Origin of the sequence: Agrobacterium tumefaciens (genome assembly GCF_031801495.1) — a bacterium.
GTDB lineage: Bacteria > Pseudomonadota > Alphaproteobacteria > Rhizobiales > Rhizobiaceae > Agrobacterium > Agrobacterium tumefaciens_K.
In genome coordinates this window covers 292,050-312,749 of record NZ_JAOEGC010000002.1, presented here as the reverse complement: position 1 = coordinate 312,749, position 20,700 = coordinate 292,050, and the positions used below count along the sequence as shown (strand labels likewise).

Annotated in this window: 17 protein-coding genes and 1 pseudogene; 6 read left to right on the top strand and 12 right to left on the bottom strand. The window is 57.8% G+C overall.

Annotated elements, in window-relative coordinates; genetic code table 11:
* The 10 genes and pseudogenes from N7578_RS10920 to sppA all read right to left on the bottom strand — a co-directional run bounded on the left by N7578_RS10920 (position 1) and on the right by sppA (position 13,286).
* Positions 1-2,829 (bottom strand): [protein-PII] uridylyltransferase, encoded by a 2,829-nt coding sequence (locus tag N7578_RS10920; RefSeq protein WP_311110363.1) that lies wholly within the window; start codon positions 2,827-2,829, stop codon positions 1-3.
* A 90-nt stretch (positions 2,830-2,919) separates the two neighbouring features.
* Positions 2,920-5,574, bottom strand: a complete 2,655-nt coding sequence (gene mutS, locus N7578_RS10915; protein ID WP_422646701.1) for a DNA mismatch repair protein MutS — start codon at positions 5,572-5,574, stop codon at positions 2,920-2,922.
* A gap of 181 nt (positions 5,575-5,755) precedes the next feature.
* Positions 5,756-6,637 (bottom strand): GNAT family N-acetyltransferase, encoded by an 882-nt coding sequence (locus N7578_RS10910; RefSeq protein ID WP_311110361.1) that lies wholly within the window; start codon positions 6,635-6,637, stop codon positions 5,756-5,758.
* 94 nt (positions 6,638-6,731) lie between these two features.
* Positions 6,732-8,987 carry an ATP-binding protein gene (locus N7578_RS10905; protein ID WP_311110360.1) on the bottom strand — a complete coding sequence of 752 codons (2,256 nt, stop codon included), beginning with the start codon at positions 8,985-8,987 and terminating at the stop codon, positions 6,732-6,734.
* A 55-nt stretch (positions 8,988-9,042) separates the two neighbouring features.
* A complete protein-coding gene (gene lspA, locus N7578_RS10900) occupies positions 9,043-9,531 on the bottom strand; it encodes a signal peptidase II (protein ID WP_311110359.1) in 489 nt (162 codons plus the stop codon).
* On the bottom strand, positions 9,531-10,391 hold the full coding sequence (locus N7578_RS10895; protein ID WP_311110358.1) for an RNA methyltransferase: 861 nt from the start codon (positions 10,389-10,391) through the stop codon (positions 9,531-9,533). The genes lspA and N7578_RS10895 overlap by 1 nt, the downstream gene beginning before the upstream one ends.
* Positions 10,388-11,521, bottom strand: coding sequence for a class I SAM-dependent methyltransferase (locus N7578_RS10890; protein ID WP_311110357.1), 1,134 nt, complete (start codon positions 11,519-11,521; stop codon positions 10,388-10,390). Before N7578_RS10890 ends, N7578_RS10895 begins: the two co-directional genes overlap by 4 nt.
* A gap of 93 nt (positions 11,522-11,614) precedes the next feature.
* The gene (locus N7578_RS10885; RefSeq protein WP_311110356.1) at positions 11,615-11,947 is read right to left on the bottom strand and encodes a LapA family protein; all 333 of its coding nucleotides are present in this window, start codon (positions 11,945-11,947) and stop codon (positions 11,615-11,617) included.
* A gap of 56 nt (positions 11,948-12,003) precedes the next feature.
* Positions 12,004-12,318, bottom strand: a pseudogene (locus N7578_RS10880) (integration host factor subunit beta); the annotation flags it as partial.
* 14 nt (positions 12,319-12,332) lie between these two features.
* Positions 12,333-13,286 carry a signal peptide peptidase SppA gene (gene sppA, locus N7578_RS10875; protein WP_311110355.1) on the bottom strand — a complete coding sequence of 318 codons (954 nt, stop codon included), beginning with the start codon at positions 13,284-13,286 and terminating at the stop codon, positions 12,333-12,335.
* Between the two features lie 248 nt (positions 13,287-13,534).
* Here sppA and lptC point away from each other — a divergent pair, with 248 nt between their 5' ends.
* From lptC to ptsN, 6 genes are all read left to right on the top strand, one after another.
* The gene (lptC, locus tag N7578_RS10870; protein WP_311110354.1) at positions 13,535-14,200 is read left to right on the top strand and encodes an LPS export ABC transporter periplasmic protein LptC; all 666 of its coding nucleotides are present in this window, start codon (positions 13,535-13,537) and stop codon (positions 14,198-14,200) included.
* Positions 14,201-14,213: 13 nt separating this feature from the next.
* A complete protein-coding gene (locus N7578_RS10865) occupies positions 14,214-14,771 on the top strand; it encodes an LptA/OstA family protein (protein WP_311110353.1) in 558 nt (185 codons plus the stop codon).
* Positions 14,772-14,804: 33 nt separating this feature from the next.
* Positions 14,805-15,590, top strand: a complete 786-nt coding sequence (gene lptB / locus N7578_RS10860) for an LPS export ABC transporter ATP-binding protein (protein WP_422646700.1) — start codon at positions 14,805-14,807, stop codon at positions 15,588-15,590.
* 152 nt (positions 15,591-15,742) lie between these two features.
* Positions 15,743-17,296 carry an RNA polymerase factor sigma-54 gene (rpoN, locus tag N7578_RS10855; RefSeq protein WP_311110352.1) on the top strand — a complete coding sequence of 518 codons (1,554 nt, stop codon included), beginning with the start codon at positions 15,743-15,745 and terminating at the stop codon, positions 17,294-17,296.
* A gap of 233 nt (positions 17,297-17,529) precedes the next feature.
* Positions 17,530-18,108, top strand: a complete 579-nt coding sequence (gene hpf / locus N7578_RS10850) for a ribosome hibernation-promoting factor, HPF/YfiA family (RefSeq protein ID WP_311110351.1) — start codon at positions 17,530-17,532, stop codon at positions 18,106-18,108.
* 82 nt (positions 18,109-18,190) lie between these two features.
* Positions 18,191-18,652 (top strand): PTS IIA-like nitrogen regulatory protein PtsN, encoded by a 462-nt coding sequence (gene ptsN / locus N7578_RS10845; protein ID WP_311110350.1) that lies wholly within the window; start codon positions 18,191-18,193, stop codon positions 18,650-18,652.
* Positions 18,653-18,755: 103 nt separating this feature from the next.
* Here the strand turns inward: ptsN and grpE are convergent, their stop codons facing one another.
* Positions 18,756-19,403, bottom strand: a complete 648-nt coding sequence (gene grpE, locus N7578_RS10840) for a nucleotide exchange factor GrpE (protein WP_311110349.1) — start codon at positions 19,401-19,403, stop codon at positions 18,756-18,758.
* 120 nt (positions 19,404-19,523) lie between these two features.
* On the bottom strand, positions 19,524-20,615 hold the full coding sequence (gene hrcA / locus N7578_RS10835) for a heat-inducible transcriptional repressor HrcA (protein WP_311110348.1): 1,092 nt from the start codon (positions 20,613-20,615) through the stop codon (positions 19,524-19,526).
* Between the last annotated feature and the right edge of the window lie 85 nt (positions 20,616-20,700).

The following is a 20,700-nucleotide window of genomic DNA, read 5'->3' as shown; positions in this document are numbered from 1 at the left end:
TCACACCTTTGCCGTACCGGCAGCCGGCAGCGCCGCTACGTCAGGGTGGGCGATGATACCATTCGGCATCCGGTCACGCAGTTCGTCTTCCTGCTCGCTCATCACGGCCTTCAGCCGGACGGCAATGTTTGCCTGGCGATTATCTGTCGTGATCTTTTGCCCGAACAGGTCCGTCACGTAGAAGGTATCTATGACCTTCTCACCGAACGTGGTGATGCGGGCAGAGTGAATGTCGAGCGAAAGATCGGCCAGCACCGCCGTCATGTCCGCCAACAGGCCGGGACGGTCAAGGCATTCCACTTCGATGACCGTAAACTTGTTCGAAAGGCCATTCGAAATGGTGACCGACGGAGGAATCGTGAAGGCACTTTTTTTCCTGCGGCTCTTGGTCCGGGTCGCGATCATTTCCGGAAGGCGTTGCTTTCCGGAGAGCACTTCCTCGATCAGCTTGCCGACATTGTTGCCGCGGCGCATCTCGTCCTCGTCAATGGGGAATTCCCGGTTGATGAGGATCGTATCCAGCGCCCGCCCATCGGACGTCGTGAAGATCTGTGCGTCGGCAATGTTGGCGCCAGCCGCTGCGCAGGCACCGGTGATGATCGACAGAAGACGCGGATGGTCCGGTGCCAGTACCGTGATTTCGGTAATGGCGTGGAACGAATGCGTCCTGACCATGGTCGAGAGCGCCTTTTCCTGCTTGTCGGCCTCGCGGATGAAACGCGTATGCCGCACCTGATCTTCCAGTGCCACTGTCAGCAGATAAGGCTCGTAATGCAGCTTGGTGTATCTGCGGCGTGCCTTCTGGCCCCAGTCATCCAATGCATCTTCAAGCGCCTGACGGGCGATCTTGGCCCGTTCCTTGCGGGAGACTTCGGAGAAGCCACCGGACAGAAGCAGTTCCGTTTCATAATAAAGTGAGCGGAGCAGCTGGCCTTTCCAGCCGTTCCAGACACCGGGACCAACAGCGCGGATATCGCAGACCGTCAGGATCAGCAGCATTTTCAGCCGGTCCATAGACTGAACCTTGTCGGCAAAATCGGTGATCGTCTTGCGGTCATGCAGATCGCGGGTCTGGGCGACCATGGACATCAACAGGTGCTGCTCGATCAGCCAGACAACTGTCTCGGTCTGCTTGCCCGTCAGCCGGAACCGCTGGCACAGCTTGCGGGCAACACGTGCACCGGCAATCGAGTGGTCTTCCTGCCGCCCCTTGGCGACATCGTGCAGCAGCACGGCGACATAGAGCGCGTCGCGGTCCTCGAGGCTCGGCATCAGCTGGTTGGCAAGCGGGTGCGCGTCAACCGCAACGCCCTTGTCAACTTCGGAGAGAATGCCGACGGAGCGGATCAGATGTTCGTCCACCGTATAGTGATGATACATGTTGAACTGCATCATCGAAACGATCTTGCCGAATTCGGGAATGAATTTGCCCAGCACGCCAGCCTCGTTCATGCGCCTCAGAGTCAGCGCGGGATCGCGCCGCGACGTGAGGATCGACAGGAACAGGCGGTTTGCTTCCTCATTCTCGCGCAGATCGTTGTTGATGAGCGACAGCGAGCGTGTCACGACGCGCAGCGCATCGGGATGCAGTTCGAGATTGTTGATGTCGGCGATATGGAACAGCCGGATGAGGTTCACCGGGTCGTTCCTGAAGACGTCCGGCTTGGCGAGTGCGATCCGCCCCCGATCCTCCACAAACTCGACGGAGCCGGGAATCTTGCGCAGGCGGCGGGCAAAGCGGCTCAGAACACCGGTCAGGCCGGGCACATCCTTAGCCTGCTGGTCTTCAAGTGCCGCGCAGACGATGCGTGTCAGATCGCCGACGTCCTTCGCCACGAGGAAGTAATGCTTCATGAAGCGCTCGACCGCGGAAAGACCGGGTCGCGGCTGATAGCCCAGAGCATCGGCAATCTCTCGCTGGATATCGAAGGAAAGGCGCTCTTCGGCCTTGCCGGTGATAAAATGCATCTGGCAGCGTACGGCCCAGAGAAAATCGTCGGCCTTTTCGAACAACTTCAGTTCGCGCTTCGACAGAACGCCGAGCTTGACGAGATCGGCCGCATCGCGAACATGATAATAATATTTGGCGATCCAGAACAGCGTGTGCAGGTCGCGCAGGCCGCCCTTGCCTTCCTTGACGTTCGGCTCGACCAGATAACGCGTGTCGCCAGCCTTGCGGTGCCGCTGATCGCGCTCGCCGAGCTTTGCGGCAATGAATTCAGGCCCAGTCCCAGTGGCGACTTCCGCCTCGAAACGCTTTTCCAGATCATCGGCCAAAGCCTGCCTGCCGCAGATCGAGCGCACTTCAAGAATGGCAGTACGGATGGTCATGTCCGACTTGGACAGACGGATACATTCATCCACGGTGCGGGTCGCGTGGCCGACCTTGAAGCCGAGATCCCACAGGAGATACAGAACGAACTCGACCGCCTTATGCATGTCGGGCGTATTCTTCGCCGGCATCAGGAACAGGAGGTCGATATCCGATCCAGGTGCCAGTGTGCCGCGCCCGTAGCCGCCAACGGCGGTAACGGCGATCTGCGGAGCATCTTTGGGATACACATATTGGCAGGTCAGATCGTAGAGCACCTCGATCAGGCGATCCTGCAACCACGAAATGCGCCGGGCACAATCGATACCGCTGCCATCGGCGTTCAGCAGATCCCGCGCCTTCTGGCGACCTGCCGTATTTGCCTTGCGGAAAATCGGCAGCAGTTCAGAACGCACATCGGAAATGCGCTTGCCATCTTCCTTGAAGATCAGATCGCATTCCCGCTTCAGCGCCGGAACATCGAGAATTGCAGAAAAATCGAGGTCACTGATGGCCATCTATGCCGGTATCCATGTCTTGCGGGCAATGCGCTACTTTATCGGCACCGTCCTATATCGAGTTTCGAAGGCAATGGACAGGCACTCTATTCATGAAGCCTTGCCAAGTTCTTTCTTCAACGCATAGAGCGCGTCCAGTGCCTCACGCGGCGTCATCTCATCCGGATTCATCGCCTTCAAGCTGTCCTCCACCTTGGAAGAGCCGCTCTTGCGACCGTCCTCACGGCGAACGGCAACCTGAAACAGCGGCAGATCGTCGATGAGCTGGCTCGCCGGGTTCTTGCGATCGGCATCCTCCAGCTTGGTCAGCACATCGCGGGCGCGTTCCACCACGGAAGCCGGAAGTCCTGCGAGCTTCGCCACCTGAATGCCGTAGGAGCGATCCGCAGCGCCCGGCCCGACCTCGTGCAGAAAGATGACATCACCTTCCCACTCCTTAACCCGCATCGTGGCATTGGAAAGGCGGCCGAGCTTTTCGGACAACACCGTCAGCTCATGAAAATGGGTGGCGAAAAGCCCGCGGCAACGGTTGGCCTCGTGCAGATGCTCCACCGCCGCCCAGGCGATCGACAGGCCATCGAAGGTTGCCGTGCCGCGGCCGATCTCGTCCAGAATGACAAGCGAACGTTCGGTTGCCTGATTGAGAATAGCCGCCGTCTCGACCATTTCAACCATGAAGGTAGAACGGCCACGCGCCAGATCGTCCGACGCACCGACACGGGAAAACAGACGGTCGACAACGCCGATATGGGCAGATTGCGCCGGAACGAATGCACCGATCTGCGCGAGAATGGCGATCAGGGCGTTCTGGCGCAGGAAGGTCGATTTACCACCCATGTTGGGACCGGTCAGCAGCCAGATCGCACCGTTCTTGCCGCCGTTGACAGCGGAAAGGTCGCAGTCGTTGGCAATGAAAGGGCCAGCAGACTGGCGCCGCAAAGCCTGTTCGACCACCGGATGACGCCCGCCCTTGATGGCAAAGGTCATGGAGGCGTCGACAATCGGGCGGCAGTAACCCTGTTCGGCGGCAAGATGGGCGAGGCTTCCCGCCACATCGATTACGGCGAGCGCAAGCGCGCCCGCCTTGATCGGCTCTGCCTGCTGAACCACCGCCTGCACCATCTGCTCAAAGGCGTCCAGCTCCATCGTGAGCGCCTGAGCGGCGGCGTTGGCGATGCGGCTTTCGAGATCGGCAAGCTCGGTCGTCGTGAATCGCATGGCGCCCGCCATGGTCTGGCGGTGAATGAAACGGCCCTTCGCCTCGTCCGTGGAGGTCATCACATCGGCGTTGCCCGCCGTCACCTCGATGAAATAACCGAGCACGTTGTTGTGCTTGATCTTGAGGGACTTGATGCCCGTCTCGTCGGCATATTTCAGCTGCAAACCGGCGATCACCCGCCGCGACTGGTCACGCAGCGCACGCACTTCGTCCAGATCGGAGTTGGAACCTTCCCGCACGAAACCGCCATCGCGTTTCAACAGGGGAAGATCATCGGCGAGCATCGCTCCAAGCATCGCCTCCAGACCGCCCGGGAGCGCCTTCAGATCGGCAAGCGCGTTCGCAAGCTCGTCTGGCAAAAGCCCCTGATCGAGTATCGCCGCCACTTGCGCCGCGGCCGAAAGGCCCTGCCGGATCGCGCCCAGATCACGAGGGCCACCACGCTCCAGCGCAAGGCGCGACAGCGCGCGCGGCATGTCGGCAACCTGCTTCAAGGCATCGCGCAGACTGTCACAGAGGGACACATCGTCAATGAGGTAGGCGACCGCATCGAGCCGCGTATTGATCCTTTCCGGATCGGTCAGCGGCGACATCAGCCGTTCCGCCAGAAGGCGCGCTCCACCGCCCGTCACGGTCCGGTTTATGGAATGCAGCAGAGAACCATCGCGATCGCCCGATAGCGTTTTCACCAGCTCAAGATTGGCACGGGTCGCCGGGTCGATGAACAGCGTGGTGGTAGCACTTTCCCGCTCAGGACTTCCGAGCGGCGGGCGTTCGGCAATCTGGGTCTTCTCGACATAAGCGACGGCAGCAGCGGCAGCGGCCATCTCCACCCGCGAAAACGTGCCGAAACCATCCAATGTGGACACATTGAAATAGCGTGCGATACGCCCTTCGGCCGTGGCGCTATCGAAAAGGATGGCAGGCTGCGGCACGGCGATACGGCCAAGCACGTCAAAGACCGGCTTCAGCTCTTCGTCGTGGAACAGGCTGTCGGCAACGATCAGTTCACGTGGATCGATGCGCCAGATATCGGCGAGAAGCCGCGTCAGCGTCGTTTCCGCCAGACGGAAAACACCGGTGGAAATATCGATCCAGGCGAGTGCGAACTGCGCCTCTGCACTGCCGCGAATACGGGCAAGCGCCATCAGATAGTTGGATTCCGTCGGAGACAGCAGCTTTTCTTCGGTCAGCGTTCCGGGTGTGACGAGACGCACGACATCACGCTTGACCACGGATTTTGAGCCGCGCTTCTTGGCTTCGGCAGGATCTTCCACCTGCTCACAGACGGCGACGCGATACCCGCGCAGGATAAGTTTCTGGAGATAGTCATCGGCAGCGTGAACCGGTACGCCGCACATGGCAATGTCCTGCCCCATGTGCTGGCCGCGTTTCGTCAGCGTTATGCCAAGCGCACGCGATGCCTCGACCGCATCTTCGAAGAACAACTCGTAAAAATCGCCCATGCGGTAGAACAGCAGCGAACCGGGATTGTTCGACTTGATCTCGATATACTGTTCCATCATCGGAGTAGCCGAAGCGCGGCTCTCCTCCGAGATGAGAGAGGCTGTGGAATGAACGTCCGTCAATGGCCTGATCGTATCGGTTTCGTGTTACGGGAAAAGAGCGCTGAGACTAGCGGCCCCATCACACAAGAACAACACGCGCGAACTGCCTGCCCACAGGAAGCTTCGACGATTTCCGCCTTCAGCCGTTGAAGCGCTCGGCATCGCCGCCATAATAGCTGATGTATCGGCCCGCAATCGATGTCACCGGAAGGACCACCAGCACATCCGTGGTGTTGAAAGCGTGATCCACCACCGCACCGGAACCGAACATCGCGCCGAGCCTCATGTAGCCCTTGATGAGCGGCGGCATGGCGTTCAACGCCTTGCGGGCATTGATCGCCTCGGCGGGCATGAGATCCATCTCGCGATAAAGCTCGGGAAGAGCCGAGGCGGTCCATTCTCCCTTGGCAACGCAATTGTGGTGCAGGAACGAGAGCGCCAGCGCGTGGAATTCCGGCTGGACACCCGGGAACGAGGCACAACCGATCATCGCGTCCATGCGATGCTTGACGGCATAGGCCCAGTTGCCCTGCCACAGCAATTCAACAGTGCGTTTGGTGCGATATTCCGGCAGCACGCAGGAGCGGCCAAGCTCCATGAAACGCTTGCCAGGATGGCGGGCGATCAGCCCACCGATATCGAACTCGCTCGCTGAATAAAATCCATTATTGGCAACTGCCGTTTCCTGCCGCAACAAGCGATAGGTGCCAACGATCTGATCTTCGGTATCGCCCTCGATGGCGTTGTCCAGAACGAGCAGATGATCGCAAACGCTGTCCCATGCATCGATGTCGCGTTTACGTCGCATCGCGTCGGCGGGAAGCCGTGCCTTCATCTCCTCGACGAAAACGCGGTAGCGAACGGACTGGGCAGCGTCGATTTCGCGATCCGTTCTGGCAAGTCTCGTTTCGAGGGTGCCGATCCGGCCGAAAACGCCCTCATTGCTCTGCCTCGTTCCCGGGAGGGGTTTGACGGCAATATCGTTTTCACAGACGTCGTGATTCATGATTTCCGCAACCATGGGGAATCGCTCCACCGCCAAAGGATCTCCCTGTCATAAATCACCAATTGACGACAGAATAGTGACAATGGATCGCGATGACAAATTCGCCCGGCTACGACAAAAACAGACGTTTTCCCTCGAGCAGACGGCGAATTTCCTCAATCAGCCGCTTGGGATCGACGGGCTTTGTCAAAACCGCACCAGCCCCCGCCTGCAGCAGGGTATCGGCGGTTGTGCGATCCGCTTCTCCCGTCAGAACAATCACCGGAATTCGCCTCTCTCCCTCGAAGGACCGGCAGAGCGGAGGCAGCACATCGAGACCTTCACCACCCGGCATATTGAGATCGGAAATCACCAGATCCGGCAAGACATCCACGCCCGGCGCGAGCGCCTGCCGCAGGGCATCGAAGTCCCTGACCAGCCGGGGCGAGTAGCCGCTTTTGCGCAGAACCGCCTCGATGATGCGCGCATTGACAGCATCATCTTCCGCCACAAGGATATCAATGCCGTAGGAACCACTGGCCATGCGCGGCGACAGGCCGACATCGGGGTGGTTGTCATTGATGGCATCGCGCCGTTCGATCCCACGCAGTCGTCCGCACAAAACATCGATCAGTGACTTTTCGCGCAACGGGCGAATGAGCCATGCATCGAAATCACCGTGCATCTGCGAGGGACGCTCTTCCGGGCTGACCAGCAGGGTTCGGCGTACCGCTTTCTCGCTCAGGTGGGGGGCGTTTTTCAACACATCCTTGAAGTCGTCAGCGACACGCCGGTCGACGATGACATCCGTGACGCTGAGGAACCCACGCGCAGGATCCTCCAGGAATGCGCAAAGAGCAGCCGGCGTGTGCATATGCATGCATCTGCCGGCAAACGCAGCAATCGCGTCCTTCATCAGGCGGGAGGCCACCCCCTGCGGCGCGATCAGCAAGACATTCGTATGCTCAAGACAGTTCTGGCGATCCGGGGATCTTTTTTCGACCGCAACCACGCCGGGGCGAAATGCCAGCGTAAATATGCTGCCTTTGCCCTTGCGGCTCGAAACGGTCAGGGTACCGCCGAATTCACGCATGATGCGGGCGGAAATCGCCAGACCAAGACCCGTGCCGGCGCTGCGTTGTGAAAGCGGTCCAGCCTGCTCGAACTCGCCGAAAATACGCTCCTGCTCCTGATTGGTCATGCCGGGGCCACTGTCCTCGACAGCGATGCGCAATTCCCCATCCGACAGATCGGCGTGCACGGCAACACCGCCCTCTTTCGTGAATTTTACGGCGTTTCCGATCAGGTTGAACAAGACCTGTCGCAACCGCGCCGTATCGAAATCCAGGTAGTCGGGCACATCGACGGCAACGAATGAGGCGACTTCTATGCCCTTCTCATGAGCGCGATGGGCCAGCATTTCCACCACGCTCTCGATAAGCTGCCGCAGGTTCTCGGCGCGCGGATTGAGCCTGAAGCGCCCTGCTTCCATGGTCGAATAATCGAGCAGATCCTCGACAAGCTGAACAAGAGACTGGCCAGACTGCCGCATGCCATCGAGGTAATTGCGCTGCTCCTCGGTCAGCCTTGTCTGGGAGAGAAGATGATTCATGCCGAGAATGCCGGAAAGGGGCAGGCGTATTTCATGGCTGACGGTTGCCAGCAGTCTCGCCTTGTCGGCATCGGTTTTTTCCGCACGCAGCCGCGCTTCCTCGCGTGCAGCAACGGCAAGGCGCTCCTCCGTCACATCCCTTGCGATGCTGCTGATGAGAAGGCGGCTGCTGTTGAGGTCTTGTGTGACGGCATCCTGCCAGACGAAAACACGCTGTCCGTAAGGCGTGGCGATCTCGACGTCATATGCGTGCACCCTGTCACCCGGACGGAACGCAATACCGATCTCCTCGCATGTCCTCCCCTCAGGAACGACACATCCGGTCATGTCACGAAAAATCGCATTGGCTTCAACGATTCGCCTGTCCATATCCCGGATCACGACGATATCGCCCATCACGTCATGGATATCGGCAATGATCGAACGGTTACCCACATGTCGGGCGGAGATGTCAGCCCCCTCGTGAAGGGCCGCGTCGCTCAAAACATGAAACCGTCCGAGGAAAAAAAGTCCGGCAGAGATTGCCGCGCACAGTAAAGCCGCAACGACAACAACGACGGAAGGCAGGCCGAGCGCTGATAGCAGTGCCAGCGCAACGCCCGCAAGGAAGGATGCAGACAGGAGGAGACCAAGGCCACTTCTGGACTGCGAATAAGGGCTTGTCGATGAGGATTGCAGCGCAGCTTCGTCATCAGCCCAAGGCTGCCTTTCCAAAGCAACCGGCGGATCAAAACCGTCCGAAATCTTTTCCCGAAGTTTCGCAAGTTCGCTCATACAAAACCGCTAACACGACAACGGTTTTGATATCTTTCGACGAAACTCTAAAATTTTACTTTTTGGTTGCCCGGGCGTGAAGAATTTCGTCCAGAATGACGCAGCCCGCACCGATCGTTATGAACGTGTCGGCCAAGTTGAAAACCGCAAACGACCAGGTCTGCGTATGGAACAGGATGTAGTCGATCACATGCCCATACAGGAAACGGTCAAAGATGTTGCCAGCCGCACCCGCGATGATGAGCGCAAATCCAAGATGCGCGAATGTTCTGTTCGGCTCCGTCTTGCGCCATAGCCAGATGACGAAGCCGACGATGACGAGGCGCATGGCAACAATGAACCAGCCCTCCATGTCGGCGAGCATCGAAAAGGCCACACCCAGATTGTAGGTTCGGTAGAGCGCAAGAAACGGCATGACCGGTACCATTTCCTGCAACGGCAGGCGGGCTTCGACCAGAAGCTTGATGACCTGATCGAGAACAAGCGCCGCCACGATCAGGACGACGGCTGGAATGGTTCTCGCAAACAAAGCTTTGTTCTGCATTATTTCACCGGAGCCAGTTCCAGGAGGTGACGACGCGCCTCGAAAAGCATGACGGCGCTTGCGATGGCCAGGTTGAGACTGTCAGCGCGGCCCTGCTGGGGAATGCGCGCGAGCTGGTCCGCCTTGCTGGCAAGTTCAGGCGGCAGGCCGGACTGCTCGTTGCCCATAAGCAGAACAACCGGCTTTTTCGCGTAATCGATGGTGCGATAATCGACCGAGCCGGCAAGATGGGTGGCAACGACGCTGACATCAGCCGTTTTCTTCCAGGCCAGAAACTCTTCGACCGTGGCACGGGCAACGGGCGTTGCGAAAACAGAGCCCATGGTGGCGCGCACCGTTTCCAGCGAAAAAGGATCGGTGCAATCGCCGACCAGAATGACGCCAGATGCGCCTGCGGCATCGGCAGTGCGGATGATGGTGCCAAGGTTGCCTGGATCGCGCACACGGTCGAGCGCCATGTATGTCTCGCCCTTGAGCGGGCGGATTTCCCTCAGCGGCTTCCACTTCTGTTCGAAAATGCCGACGACCATCTGTGGATTGTCGCGCCGGGTGATGGAGGAAATTACCTTTTCGCTGACTTCCAGCACCAGACCGCCAGAGGCGACTGTCTTTGCCGCTACCTGCTCCACCAGCGGCTTGCCTTTCGCCGCCTTGGCATAGACCAGCGTCCTGATCGTCCAGCCCAGTTCGAGGGCGTCGATGACCAGTTTCAGCCCCTCAGCCATGAAGGTACCAGTCTCCTCGCGGCCCTTTTTCTGGGTGAGGTTCTTGATATCCTTGATGATGGGGTTGGCGAGGCTGGTTACTTCCTTGACCTGGCCCACGCGGCGCGCACCGCTTTCGCGCATATCGTTCGTCATTTGGGCACCCAGCGGCTGAAGAGTGATGTGGACAGCGCACGGCCCGGCGTCTTGCCATCAAGACCGGCCTCGCGAATGACAAGTTCGCCGGACGCGACGACGCCACCGGCGCCGCGCATCGTCTCGCGCATCAGTTCGTGCATGGAATAAAAGCTGGCGCGGATGGAGTAAGCCGTCAGCACAAATCCAAGCGCATTCGGGGAGAGGATATCGCGGCAAACGTCCAGCATCAGCGGCAGATGGTCGAACAGCTCCCAGACTTCGCCATGAGTGCCGCGTCCGAATTTCGGTGGGTCCGTGAGAATGATGTCATAGGTGTTGCCGCGCCGTTCCTCGCGCAGGATGAACTTCATCGCATCCTCGCAGATCCAGCGGATCGGCGCATTCTCCAGCCCGGCAAGCGCCTGGTTCTCTTTGGCCCAGCCGATCGCCTTCTTGGACGCATCGACGTGGGTCACCTCGGCGCCAGCGGCTGCCGCGACCAAAGACGCAACGCCGGTATAACCAAACAGATTGAGCACCTTCAGCGGCCTGTCCGCCGTTTCGACGGTAGTCTTCAGCCATTGCCAATGTACGATCTGCTCCGGAAAAACACCAACATGGCGAAACGCCGTGAAGCGGCCCAGAAAATCAACGCCGAGCAGTGATAACGGCCATGTTTCGCCAAGCGCCGCTTTCGGGAAACGCCAACGGCCCATGCCGTCCTCGTCCGTATCGCCAGTGAACACGGCATCGACGTTCTGCCAGACACGCTCCGGCAGCGTCGGGCGCCAAAGTGCCTGCGCTTCCGGCCTGACGATCCGGTAGTCGCCATATTGCTCGAGCTTCAGCCCGTTGCCGCTGTCAATCAGATGAAAATCACCGGCACCGCTGGATTCCAGAATGACGGGCACCTGTTCAGCAGGCACATCGCCGGTACGGGTCTTGAGAGCACGGGAAGGCACCTGCTCAGCAGGCTGCGGAGCGACAACTTTTTCCTTGGCAGCAGGTTTGGGCGCACTGCGTATGGCGTCGGGCTCGCGCTTCTTCGGCGCATTTTCCGAATGCCGCGACGGCTTTGCCGCAAAGGTCTGTTTCTTATCGCTCCCGGCACGCGTCCTGTTGCCCGGCCGGCTGTCTTTCTTCTTCAATGGAGATCTTTCCGCTTCTGCCCAACTCTTTATCAGGCAGCAGATACCATTCCGCGCAGCGCTCGCATAGAGACTGCCGGAATGTCTGCGACATCACTTTGCCGGGAGATGCGAAATCTGCGTGGCAACGGCGGCTTTCTGCCGGTTTGCCTCGTCATGCCAGCGCATAGCTTCCCTGGCTTCGGCGCGCGCCCGCTTGCGATGTTTGCCCTGCGAAATCCATGTTGCCGCAGAGCCCAGCAGCACGCCGAAAATCACGGCGAGAAACAGGAAGACAAAGAAAGGCGCCGTAAAGGACAGAACGCCGTCTTCGGGCCTGAAAGGGTTGAGCGCGAGCGTCGCGGACTGACGGTTAGCGACGCACAGAATGATCAGTACAACCGCCAGCGGCACCAAGATGATGAGGTTGATGAGTTTTTTCGACATCCGCAATACTCCATCTTGGCGGGCGAGCCAGGGTCCGGCCTGGAAAGCCGACAGGATCAATCGTCCTCTTCGTCACCCATGCCAGGGTTCAGCCGCTCACGCAGTTCCTTGCCTGTCTTGAAGAAAGGCACCCATTTTTCCTCGACGAAAACCGACTCACCCGTGCGTGGGTTCCGGCCAGATCGCGACGGACGGTTCTTGACGGAGAATGCACCGAAGCCGCGAAGCTCTACGCGATTTCCTGCCGCAAGAGCATCGGTGATTTCATCCAGCACCGCGTTGACGATATTTTCGACGTCGCGGTGATAAAGGTGCGGGTTACGCGCAGCAACAATCTGCACCAGTTCAGACTTTATCACGGTTGCCCCCTGAAAAAATTGGGTTTTTAATTTTGCTCAACCTGCCAAACCGAAACGAGACCGTCAAGAAACAACTTGTCCGCACCAATCTGACCAGCCCCTGCAAACGGGATAAAATCGTCATATCCCAACATTCTTGCAATCCCGGCGAGGCTGAAGATCGAAAGCGGTGATTTTGAAGACGGCGCACGCCACTCAACGATCGGCAGATCCTTTGCCACACCACGCGTCTCAAAGTACTCGCGGATTTCCTTTTCGCCGCCTAGCTTGTCCACCAGCCTGTTGGCCAGCGCCTGCCGACCGGTGTAGATCGACCCGTCAGCCAGTTTCAGCACATCGTCTTTGGGAAGCTTGCGACGATCCGCCACAAGGTCGACAAACCAGTTGTAGCTGTCCGTCACCATCGCCCTTATCATCACCTTCGCCTCTTCAGGCGCGTCGTGGAAGGGCGAGGGTTCGGCCTTCAGCGGCGATGATTTGATTTCCTGTAGCGACACACCAAGCTTTTCCATCAGCGGCCCGAGCTGAGGATACTGGAAGATGACGCCAATCGAGCCGGTGATGGATGTCTCGCCTGCGACGATCGCATCACCTGCTGCGGCGATCATGTAACCCGCAGACGCAGCCAGTGTGCGGATATCCGAAACGACCGGCTTCTTTTCCGCAACGGCGCGAAGCGCCTTGAAGATGCGCTCACCGCCGTAGGTCGTACCGCCGGGCGAGGAAATCGAAACGATCAGCCCCTTCACGTTGTCATTTTTCTCGATCTTGGCGAGACGCTCCAAAAGCTCCGTATTGTCCTGTATCAGGCCGGAAATCTCGACGCGGGCGATATGCGGGCGGGCGTTCTGGCCAGGCTCTGTCCAGAAGAAACGATAGATTCCGAAAAGACCGGCAACCAACAGGAAAACGGCGGCGATCCGCCAGAATGTCAGCTTTCGACGCAGCTGCCTGCGATCCGCTATCGCCATCTGATCCATAAAAACCTCTGCCCTCGCGGTGTTCCAAGGCAATGCCGCACGCGGCACGCAATGTTGTGGTTCTAGCGCGAAGCTGTAAGGAAGCAATGCGTAAACCGAATTATGATAAAATTAGCGCTTCTCTTGTACCCGTTCAGACAAAAACCATATTGGCAGGACAAGGCACTCGTGCCAAACACATTAGGATAAACAAAAAACTTCCGCTGCGGACCACATATGGCGCGTACGAAGTGACCGGACCCACTCACATGCTTGAAAGACTTCGCGAACCAGCGCCCGCATTTTCATTGCCGAACGGTCAGGCCGTGGCCTACGAGCGCGCGCTGAAACATTCCGTGCTGGTCAAGCGCCTGAAGATCATCCTGCCTGTCAGCGCGCTTGTGGTTTCGCTGGCCTTTATCGGTGTTTCACTGCTGAGAACCTGGGTTCCGGACGAAGTATCGCTTGAAAGCGCGCGCATCGAAGACGGCAAGATCGTCATGGAAAAGCCAGCGGTTGCCGGTCGTAACGAACAGGGTATCGATTATTCGATGAACGCCGACCGCGCCCTTCAGGACATCGCAAACCCCAATCTCATGACGCTCGAGAAGGTTCTGGCAGCGGTGCCGGTGAACGACATCATTGCCGAAGTGGTTGCGAAGGAAGGCATTTTCGACCGCTCGACAAACGCGTTGAAGATGACGGCACCTTTTGACATCAATCTCAGCAATGGAATACAAGCGAAGTTCCAGTCGGCAGATGTTGACCTGAAGGCTGGAAAGATGAGCAGCGAAGATCCCGTGTCCATCAAAACAAAGGACGGGTCCATTGTTGCGCAATCCATTCAGATCGCAGATAATGGCAAAACTATCACTTTTTCGGGGCAGGTACGCGCGCGTATCGCTGCATCCAATATCAAGAATGAAGGCAACTGAGAGCCCGGTCCAGATGATGCACATTTCCCGTCCCGTTTTCTTCGGCAAGCCGGCCTATCTCGCGATTGCCGCCGTCTGTTTCGCCTCCACCGCGCTGGCACAGAGCACGACCAGCAACATGCAGGGCGTCAAACTTTCCGGCGACCAGCCCATTGCGATCGAGAGCGATCAGCTTGAGATCCGGGATCAGGAGCGCAAAGCCTATTTCACCGGCAACGTGAAGGTCGTTCAGGGAACGACCACGCTTCAGTCCGGCAAGATGACCGTCAACTACAAGGGCGAAGGTTCGTCGCTCACAAGCGGCGATGCGAATATCGAAAAGATCTTCGTCGACAACAATGTCTTCCTGACATCCGGCACCCAGAAGGCGACCGCCGACCATGGCGAGTTCGACATGGCGGCGCAGACCTTCATTCTCACCGGCAAGCAGGTTGTTCTGTCCGAAGGCACCAACGTCTTCACCGGCTGCAAGCTGACCGTTCTGATGAACACGGGACAGGCCAAGCTTGAAAGCTGCGGCGGCCCTGTCCGGATCATGCTCGATCCGAAGTCGCAGCAGAAAAAACAGTAGCCTTTCCTCGTGAAGATACCCTCGTTCTCAAAAATGTTCGGCGCAGCGCCGAGCCGCTCCGATGAAATGGCTTCGTCGGCAGACAAGGCGCGCTATGAAGGCACGCTGATCGCGCATGGCCTGACAAAGACCTACAACACGCGACGCGTGGTCAATGGCGTGTCGCTGGTCGTCCGCCGCGGCGAAGCCGTTGGCCTGCTTGGCCCGAACGGCGCTGGCAAAACGACCTGTTTCTATATGATTACCGGACTTGTACCGGTCGACACGGGCAAGATCGCCATCAACGGCAACGATGTCACGACCATGCCGATGTACCGTCGCTCGCGTCTCGGCGTCGGTTATCTACCGCAGGAAGCTTCGATTTTCCGTGGTCTGACGGTGGAAGACAATATCAAGGCCGTTCTGGAAGTTCATGAGCCGGACAGCGTGAAGCGCAACCACAAGCTTGATGAGCTGCTGGAAGAGTTTCACATCGCCCAGCTACGCAAATCACCGGCGGTTGCGCTCTCAGGCGGTGAGCGGCGACGCCTTGAAATCGCACGCGCCCTCGCGACGGACCCGACCTTCATGCTGCTGGACGAACCGTTCGCCGGCGTCGATCCGATTTCCGTCAGCGACATCCAGAATCTCGTGCGGCACTTGACTGCACGCGGTATTGGCGTTCTGATTACCGATCATAACGTCAGAGAGACGCTTGGCCTTATCGACCGCGCCTACATTATTCATGCTGGCGAAGTCCTGACCCATGGCCGTGCCGACGACATCGTCAACAATCCCGACGTACGCCGTCTCTATCTGGGTAATAATTTTAGCCTCTGACGTCCGGACGCGAAAGATTCTTCATCTCCCCCCACTCTGACGCTTGACCAAATAGAATAAAAAAGCAATTTTTGGGCCAAGTTTCATTGTCTCCGTAAATTTTTCGGAAAATGAAGCAGCGGGAAAGCTGTAAGGGGAGTTTCGCGTCCGCCATGGCATTATCTGCCAACCTTTTGCTGCGTCAAAACCAGTCTCTCGTGATGACACCGCAGTTGATGCAGTCGATACAGCTGCTTCAAATGACTCATTTTGAGCTGACTCAGTTTATCGCACAGGAAGTTGAGCGGAATCCGCTGCTGGAAATTGTAGCAAACGACAGCGATTTGGGCGGCAACACGCCCGAAAATGCCGATAATTTCAGCGACGCCAGTGACGACCTCGCGGGAAAACCGGCTGCAACCGTCACCGCTGATAGCGAGGACTGGTACGGCGATCCCGCCGCCAATCTTGGCGAGCAACTCGATACCAGTTTCGAAAATGTCTTTCCAGACGATGCCGAGCCCCGAAAGGCAGATGCCCCGGAGCTGCTGAGCCAGTGGCGCTCGATGCCTGGGCAGGAAGCAGGAGAAAGCTACGATCTCGATGATTTCGTCGCCGCAAAACCGAGTCTTCACGACCATCTGAACCAGCAACTGCCATTCGCCATAACATCGACCGAAGACCGGGTGATCGCGGATGCCCTGATCGGGCAGCTGGATGAAACCGGATATATCGCGGCTGATGCGGTGCAGGATGTCGCCGACCGACTGGGAACGACAACAGCAGTCACGGAAAGCGTTCTGAAGCTCTTGCAGGGCTTCGATCCGCCCGGCGTTTTTGCGCGGTCCCTGAGCGAATGCCTGGCGATCCAGCTTTCCCAGAAAGACCGACTCGATCCGGCCATGCGGGCTTTCATCGATAATCTGGAATTGCTGGCGAAACGCGACTTCGCCACGCTGAAGAAACTCTGTGGCGTTGACGAGGAAGACCTCCTCGACATGCTTTCGGAAATCAGGATGCTCAACCCGCGCCCGGGTGCAGGCTTCGAGTCGACCGTTTCGGAGACGATCGTACCCGATATCATCGTACGTCCATCGTCAGAAGGTGGCTGGCTCGTGGAAATCAATCCCGACACCCTGCCACGCGTGCTCATCAACCAGACCTATTTCGCCGAAGTCTCAAAACACAAGACGCGTCAGGGCGAAGATCAGGATTTTCTGTCCGATTGCATGCAGACGGCGCACTGGCTGACCCGAAGTCTCGACCAGCGCGCCAAGACCATCATGAAGGTCGCCACGGAAATCGTGCGCCAGCAGGATGCCTTCCTCATCAACGGCGTCGGTCATCTGCGACCGCTGAACCTCAAGACGGTCGCGGACGCGATCAAGATGCACGAATCCACCGTCAGCCGCGTCACGTCCAAAAAATACATGCTGACGCCCCGAGGGGTTTTCGAGCTGAAATATTTCTTCAGCGTGTCGATCAGTTCCGTCGAGGGTGGCGACAGTCATTCTGCCGAAGCGGTTCGCCATCGCATCAAGGCAATGATCTCCCAGGAGGCAGCTGATGCCGTCCTTTCCGATGACGATATCGTCGAAAATCTGAAAAACAACGGTATCGATCTGGCACGCCGTACAGTTGCAAAATACCGCGAAGCGATGAATATACCCTCTTCCGTTCAAAGGCGCCGCGAGAAAAAGGCGCTGGCCAAATTCTCCGTTGGCTGATCTCAGCGCAGATCACGTTTTTTTCGGCGCCCCACCGCACCATTGACTCTTGCCAGCGCAACGGCTAGAAGCCCGCCGCACACAGTATCAAGGTCGTTTGTAACGGATTCATCTCCACCGTCCATGGGCGTAAAATTCGAATGAGGGCTCGTTGAGGCCTTCGAAACGCTTGGATGCGCGCGCGGCTTGACGTAAGCTGGTACTCGCAAATCACTACAAAAAGGAAAAATTCCATGAGTGTGCGTGTATCTGGTAAACATATGGAGATCGGCGAATCTTTCCGTCAGCGGATCGAGGACAATATAGGTCTGGCGGTTACCAAATACTTCGATGGAGGGTATTCAGGGCAGGTGACCGTTGAAAAATCCGGGCCACGCTTTGCTGCAGATTGCAAAATTCACCTCGACACGGGTGTTGTTCTGCATGCAGCTGGTCAGGCGAACGACCCGCAGGCGAGCTTCGACGCCGCTGCGGAACGGATCGAAAAGCGCCTGCGTCGCTACAAGCGGAAGCTGAAGGATCATCACAATGGTTCTGCTTCCAACGGCGCTACGCAGGAAATCGCTTATACTGTAATGGATGCGATATCGGACGTGGACGAGGAGGTTCCCGAAGATTACGCACCAACCATCGTCGCCGAGAGCTCGAAACAGATAAAAACGATGTCCGTCGCCAGCGCCGTCATGGCTCTCGACATGACGGATGAGCCGGTTCTTCTGTTTCGTAGTCCCGGTAAGGAATATCTCAATATCGTCTATCGGCGGACCGACGGCAATATAGGCTGGATCGACGCAGCGACGATCAAGAGCTGAACAGTCTGACAAGACGTGGGAGGCCGTTCGCAACCGCGAATTCGCCTCCCGCATCGTCTCGATGGCATGAAGGAAAAAGAGAATGGCGTTGGCAGATTTGCTGCAACAAGATGCGATTATTCCCGCCCTCAAGGTAAATTCCAAAAAACAATTACTCCAGGAACTGGCCGCCAAAGCGTCCAGAATTACCGGAGTTTCGGAACGGGAAGTTTTCGACGTCATCCTCCAGCGTGAGCGACTTGGTTCTACCGGTGTTGGACACGGCATTGCCATTCCGCATGGAAAACTCAACAGCATCAACACGATCACCGGCGTTTTCGCACGCCTTGAGACTCCTGTCGATTTCGAGGCGCTGGACGATCAGCCCGTCGATCTGGTGTTTCTTCTGCTTGCTCCTGAAGGCGCCGGCGCTGACCACCTGAAGGCACTGTCGAGAATTGCCCGTGCCTTGCGCGATCCCGAGCTTGTGGCCAAGCTGCGCGCCACCGATTCCGATACGGCGATCTACACATTCCTCAACCAGGAACAGGCAACCGCCGCCTGATTGATCTTGCTGCAATTGCTCCCGAATGCATGCAGCCAGGAAATCCCCAAACAAAAAACGCGCCTTAACGGCGCGTTTTATTTTTCAGAACATCCCGATTGTCTCAGGCATCTTTTTCGTTCAGCGATCCAGTGCCGGGCTCGGCTGCTGCAGCTGCTTCCGGCTTCGGCCCCCCTTTTGCAACACCAACCATAGCCGGGCGCAGCACGCGGTCACCGATCGTAAAGCCGGCCTGAACAACCTGAAGCACGGTGTTGTTCGGAACCGTCGTGTTCGGAATTTCGAACATCGCCTGATGGAAGTTCGGATCGAATTTCTCGCCCTCAGCTTCGATCTTCTTCACACCGTGACGCTCCAGCGCCGACAGCATCGAGCGCTCGGTCATATCCACGCCTTCAATCAGGCCGTTGATACCAGCTTCCGCATTGTTCTTGAGATGATCGGGAATAGCTTCCAGCGCGCGGCGCAGATTGTCGGAAACAGCCAGCATGTCACGTGCGAAACCTGCAACGGAATAAAGCTTCGCATCCTTGACGTCACGCTCGGTACGACGGCGAAGATTGTCCATCTCTGCCGCAAGACGCAGGAATTTGTCGCGCAGATCAGCGTTTTCAGCCTTCAGAAGCGCAACCGGATCGGGCTCGGCCTTCGTCGCAGCCTCATCGATTGCTTCTTCGCCCGCCAGCGCACTGTCGATCACTTCTTCGGCGACGTCCGCGTCAGGTCCGGGCTTTTTTGTATCGTCGGTCATGACGTTCTCCAGATTGGAAGATTAACTGTGGTTGTTTGCGCCCGATATCGAGCTTCGGGCGGCAAAAATCAAGGCTTGCGGCAAAAAGCCTGAAGCAATTGTGGGTTCTTCTGGAGTTCGCTATCTGCTTTTTCGGGAGAGGCGCGCCATGATCTGCGCCGTGTAGTCCACCATTGGAACGATACGGGCATAATTGAGCCTCGTCGGCCCGATCACCCCAACCGCACCTACGACGCGGTTTTCCTCGTCACGATAAGGCGCAACGATCAGCGAGGAACCGGAGAGTGAAAACAGCTTGTTTTCCGATCCGATGAAAATCCGCACGCCAGAACCGCTCTCGGCAAGATTGAGAATCTCGATGAGATTTTCCTTGCGCTCCAGATCATCGAACAGCATGCGAACGCGATCGATGTCTTCTTCGCCAGCCACTCCCTCCAGGAGGTTCGAGCGACCACGCACGATCAGGCGACCAAGCTTGCCGTCCTCGTTGTCTCCAGCCCAGATCGCCAGCCCCCGCTCGACAAGATCCTGAGCCAGCACGCCGAGTTCCGACTGCAGCTCCGCCCTGTATGTCTGGAACTGGTTTCGCAGTTCCTGCAATGTCTGCCCACCGAGATGAGCATTGATGAAATTCGCGGCTTCCGTCAGCTGCGAAGAAGAAATCCCCGCAGGCAGCTCGATGATGCGATTTTCGACCTGATTGTGATCGCCAACCAGAACGGCGAGCGCCTTGGTCGGCTCAAGCCGGATGAACTCGACATGCTTGAGGACGACGTCATTCTTGGCTGTCAGCACAAGTCCGGCTCCGCGTGACATGCCGGACAGCATCCGGCTCGCTTCCGTCAGCAATCCGTCCAGCGGCTGCTCCTGCCCTGAAAGCGGACCGATCTGCCGGTCGATGCTGGCGCGCTGATCTTCCGGAAGGTCGCCAACCTGCATGAAGGCATCGACAAAGAAGCGCAGGCCCGTCTGCGTCGGCAGACGTCCGGCACTGATATGCGGGGAATAGATGAGGCCGAGCTCCTCGAGATCGCTCATCACATTCCGCACGGAAGCCGGCGACAGGGACATCGGCAACAACCGGGAAAGGCTGCGTGACCCCAAAGGCTCACCCGTATCGAGATAACCTTCCACGATCCGCCGGAATATCTCCCGCGAGCGTTCGTCCAGCAAAGATGCCTGATCTCTGGAAAGCGGCGCTGATAAACCCATTTTGCCCGTTCTTTGTCGTCTTGACCTATCTGACCACAATATAATGCGTTGCACCGCCGCGGCAAAACGGAAATTGGCTTTGCAA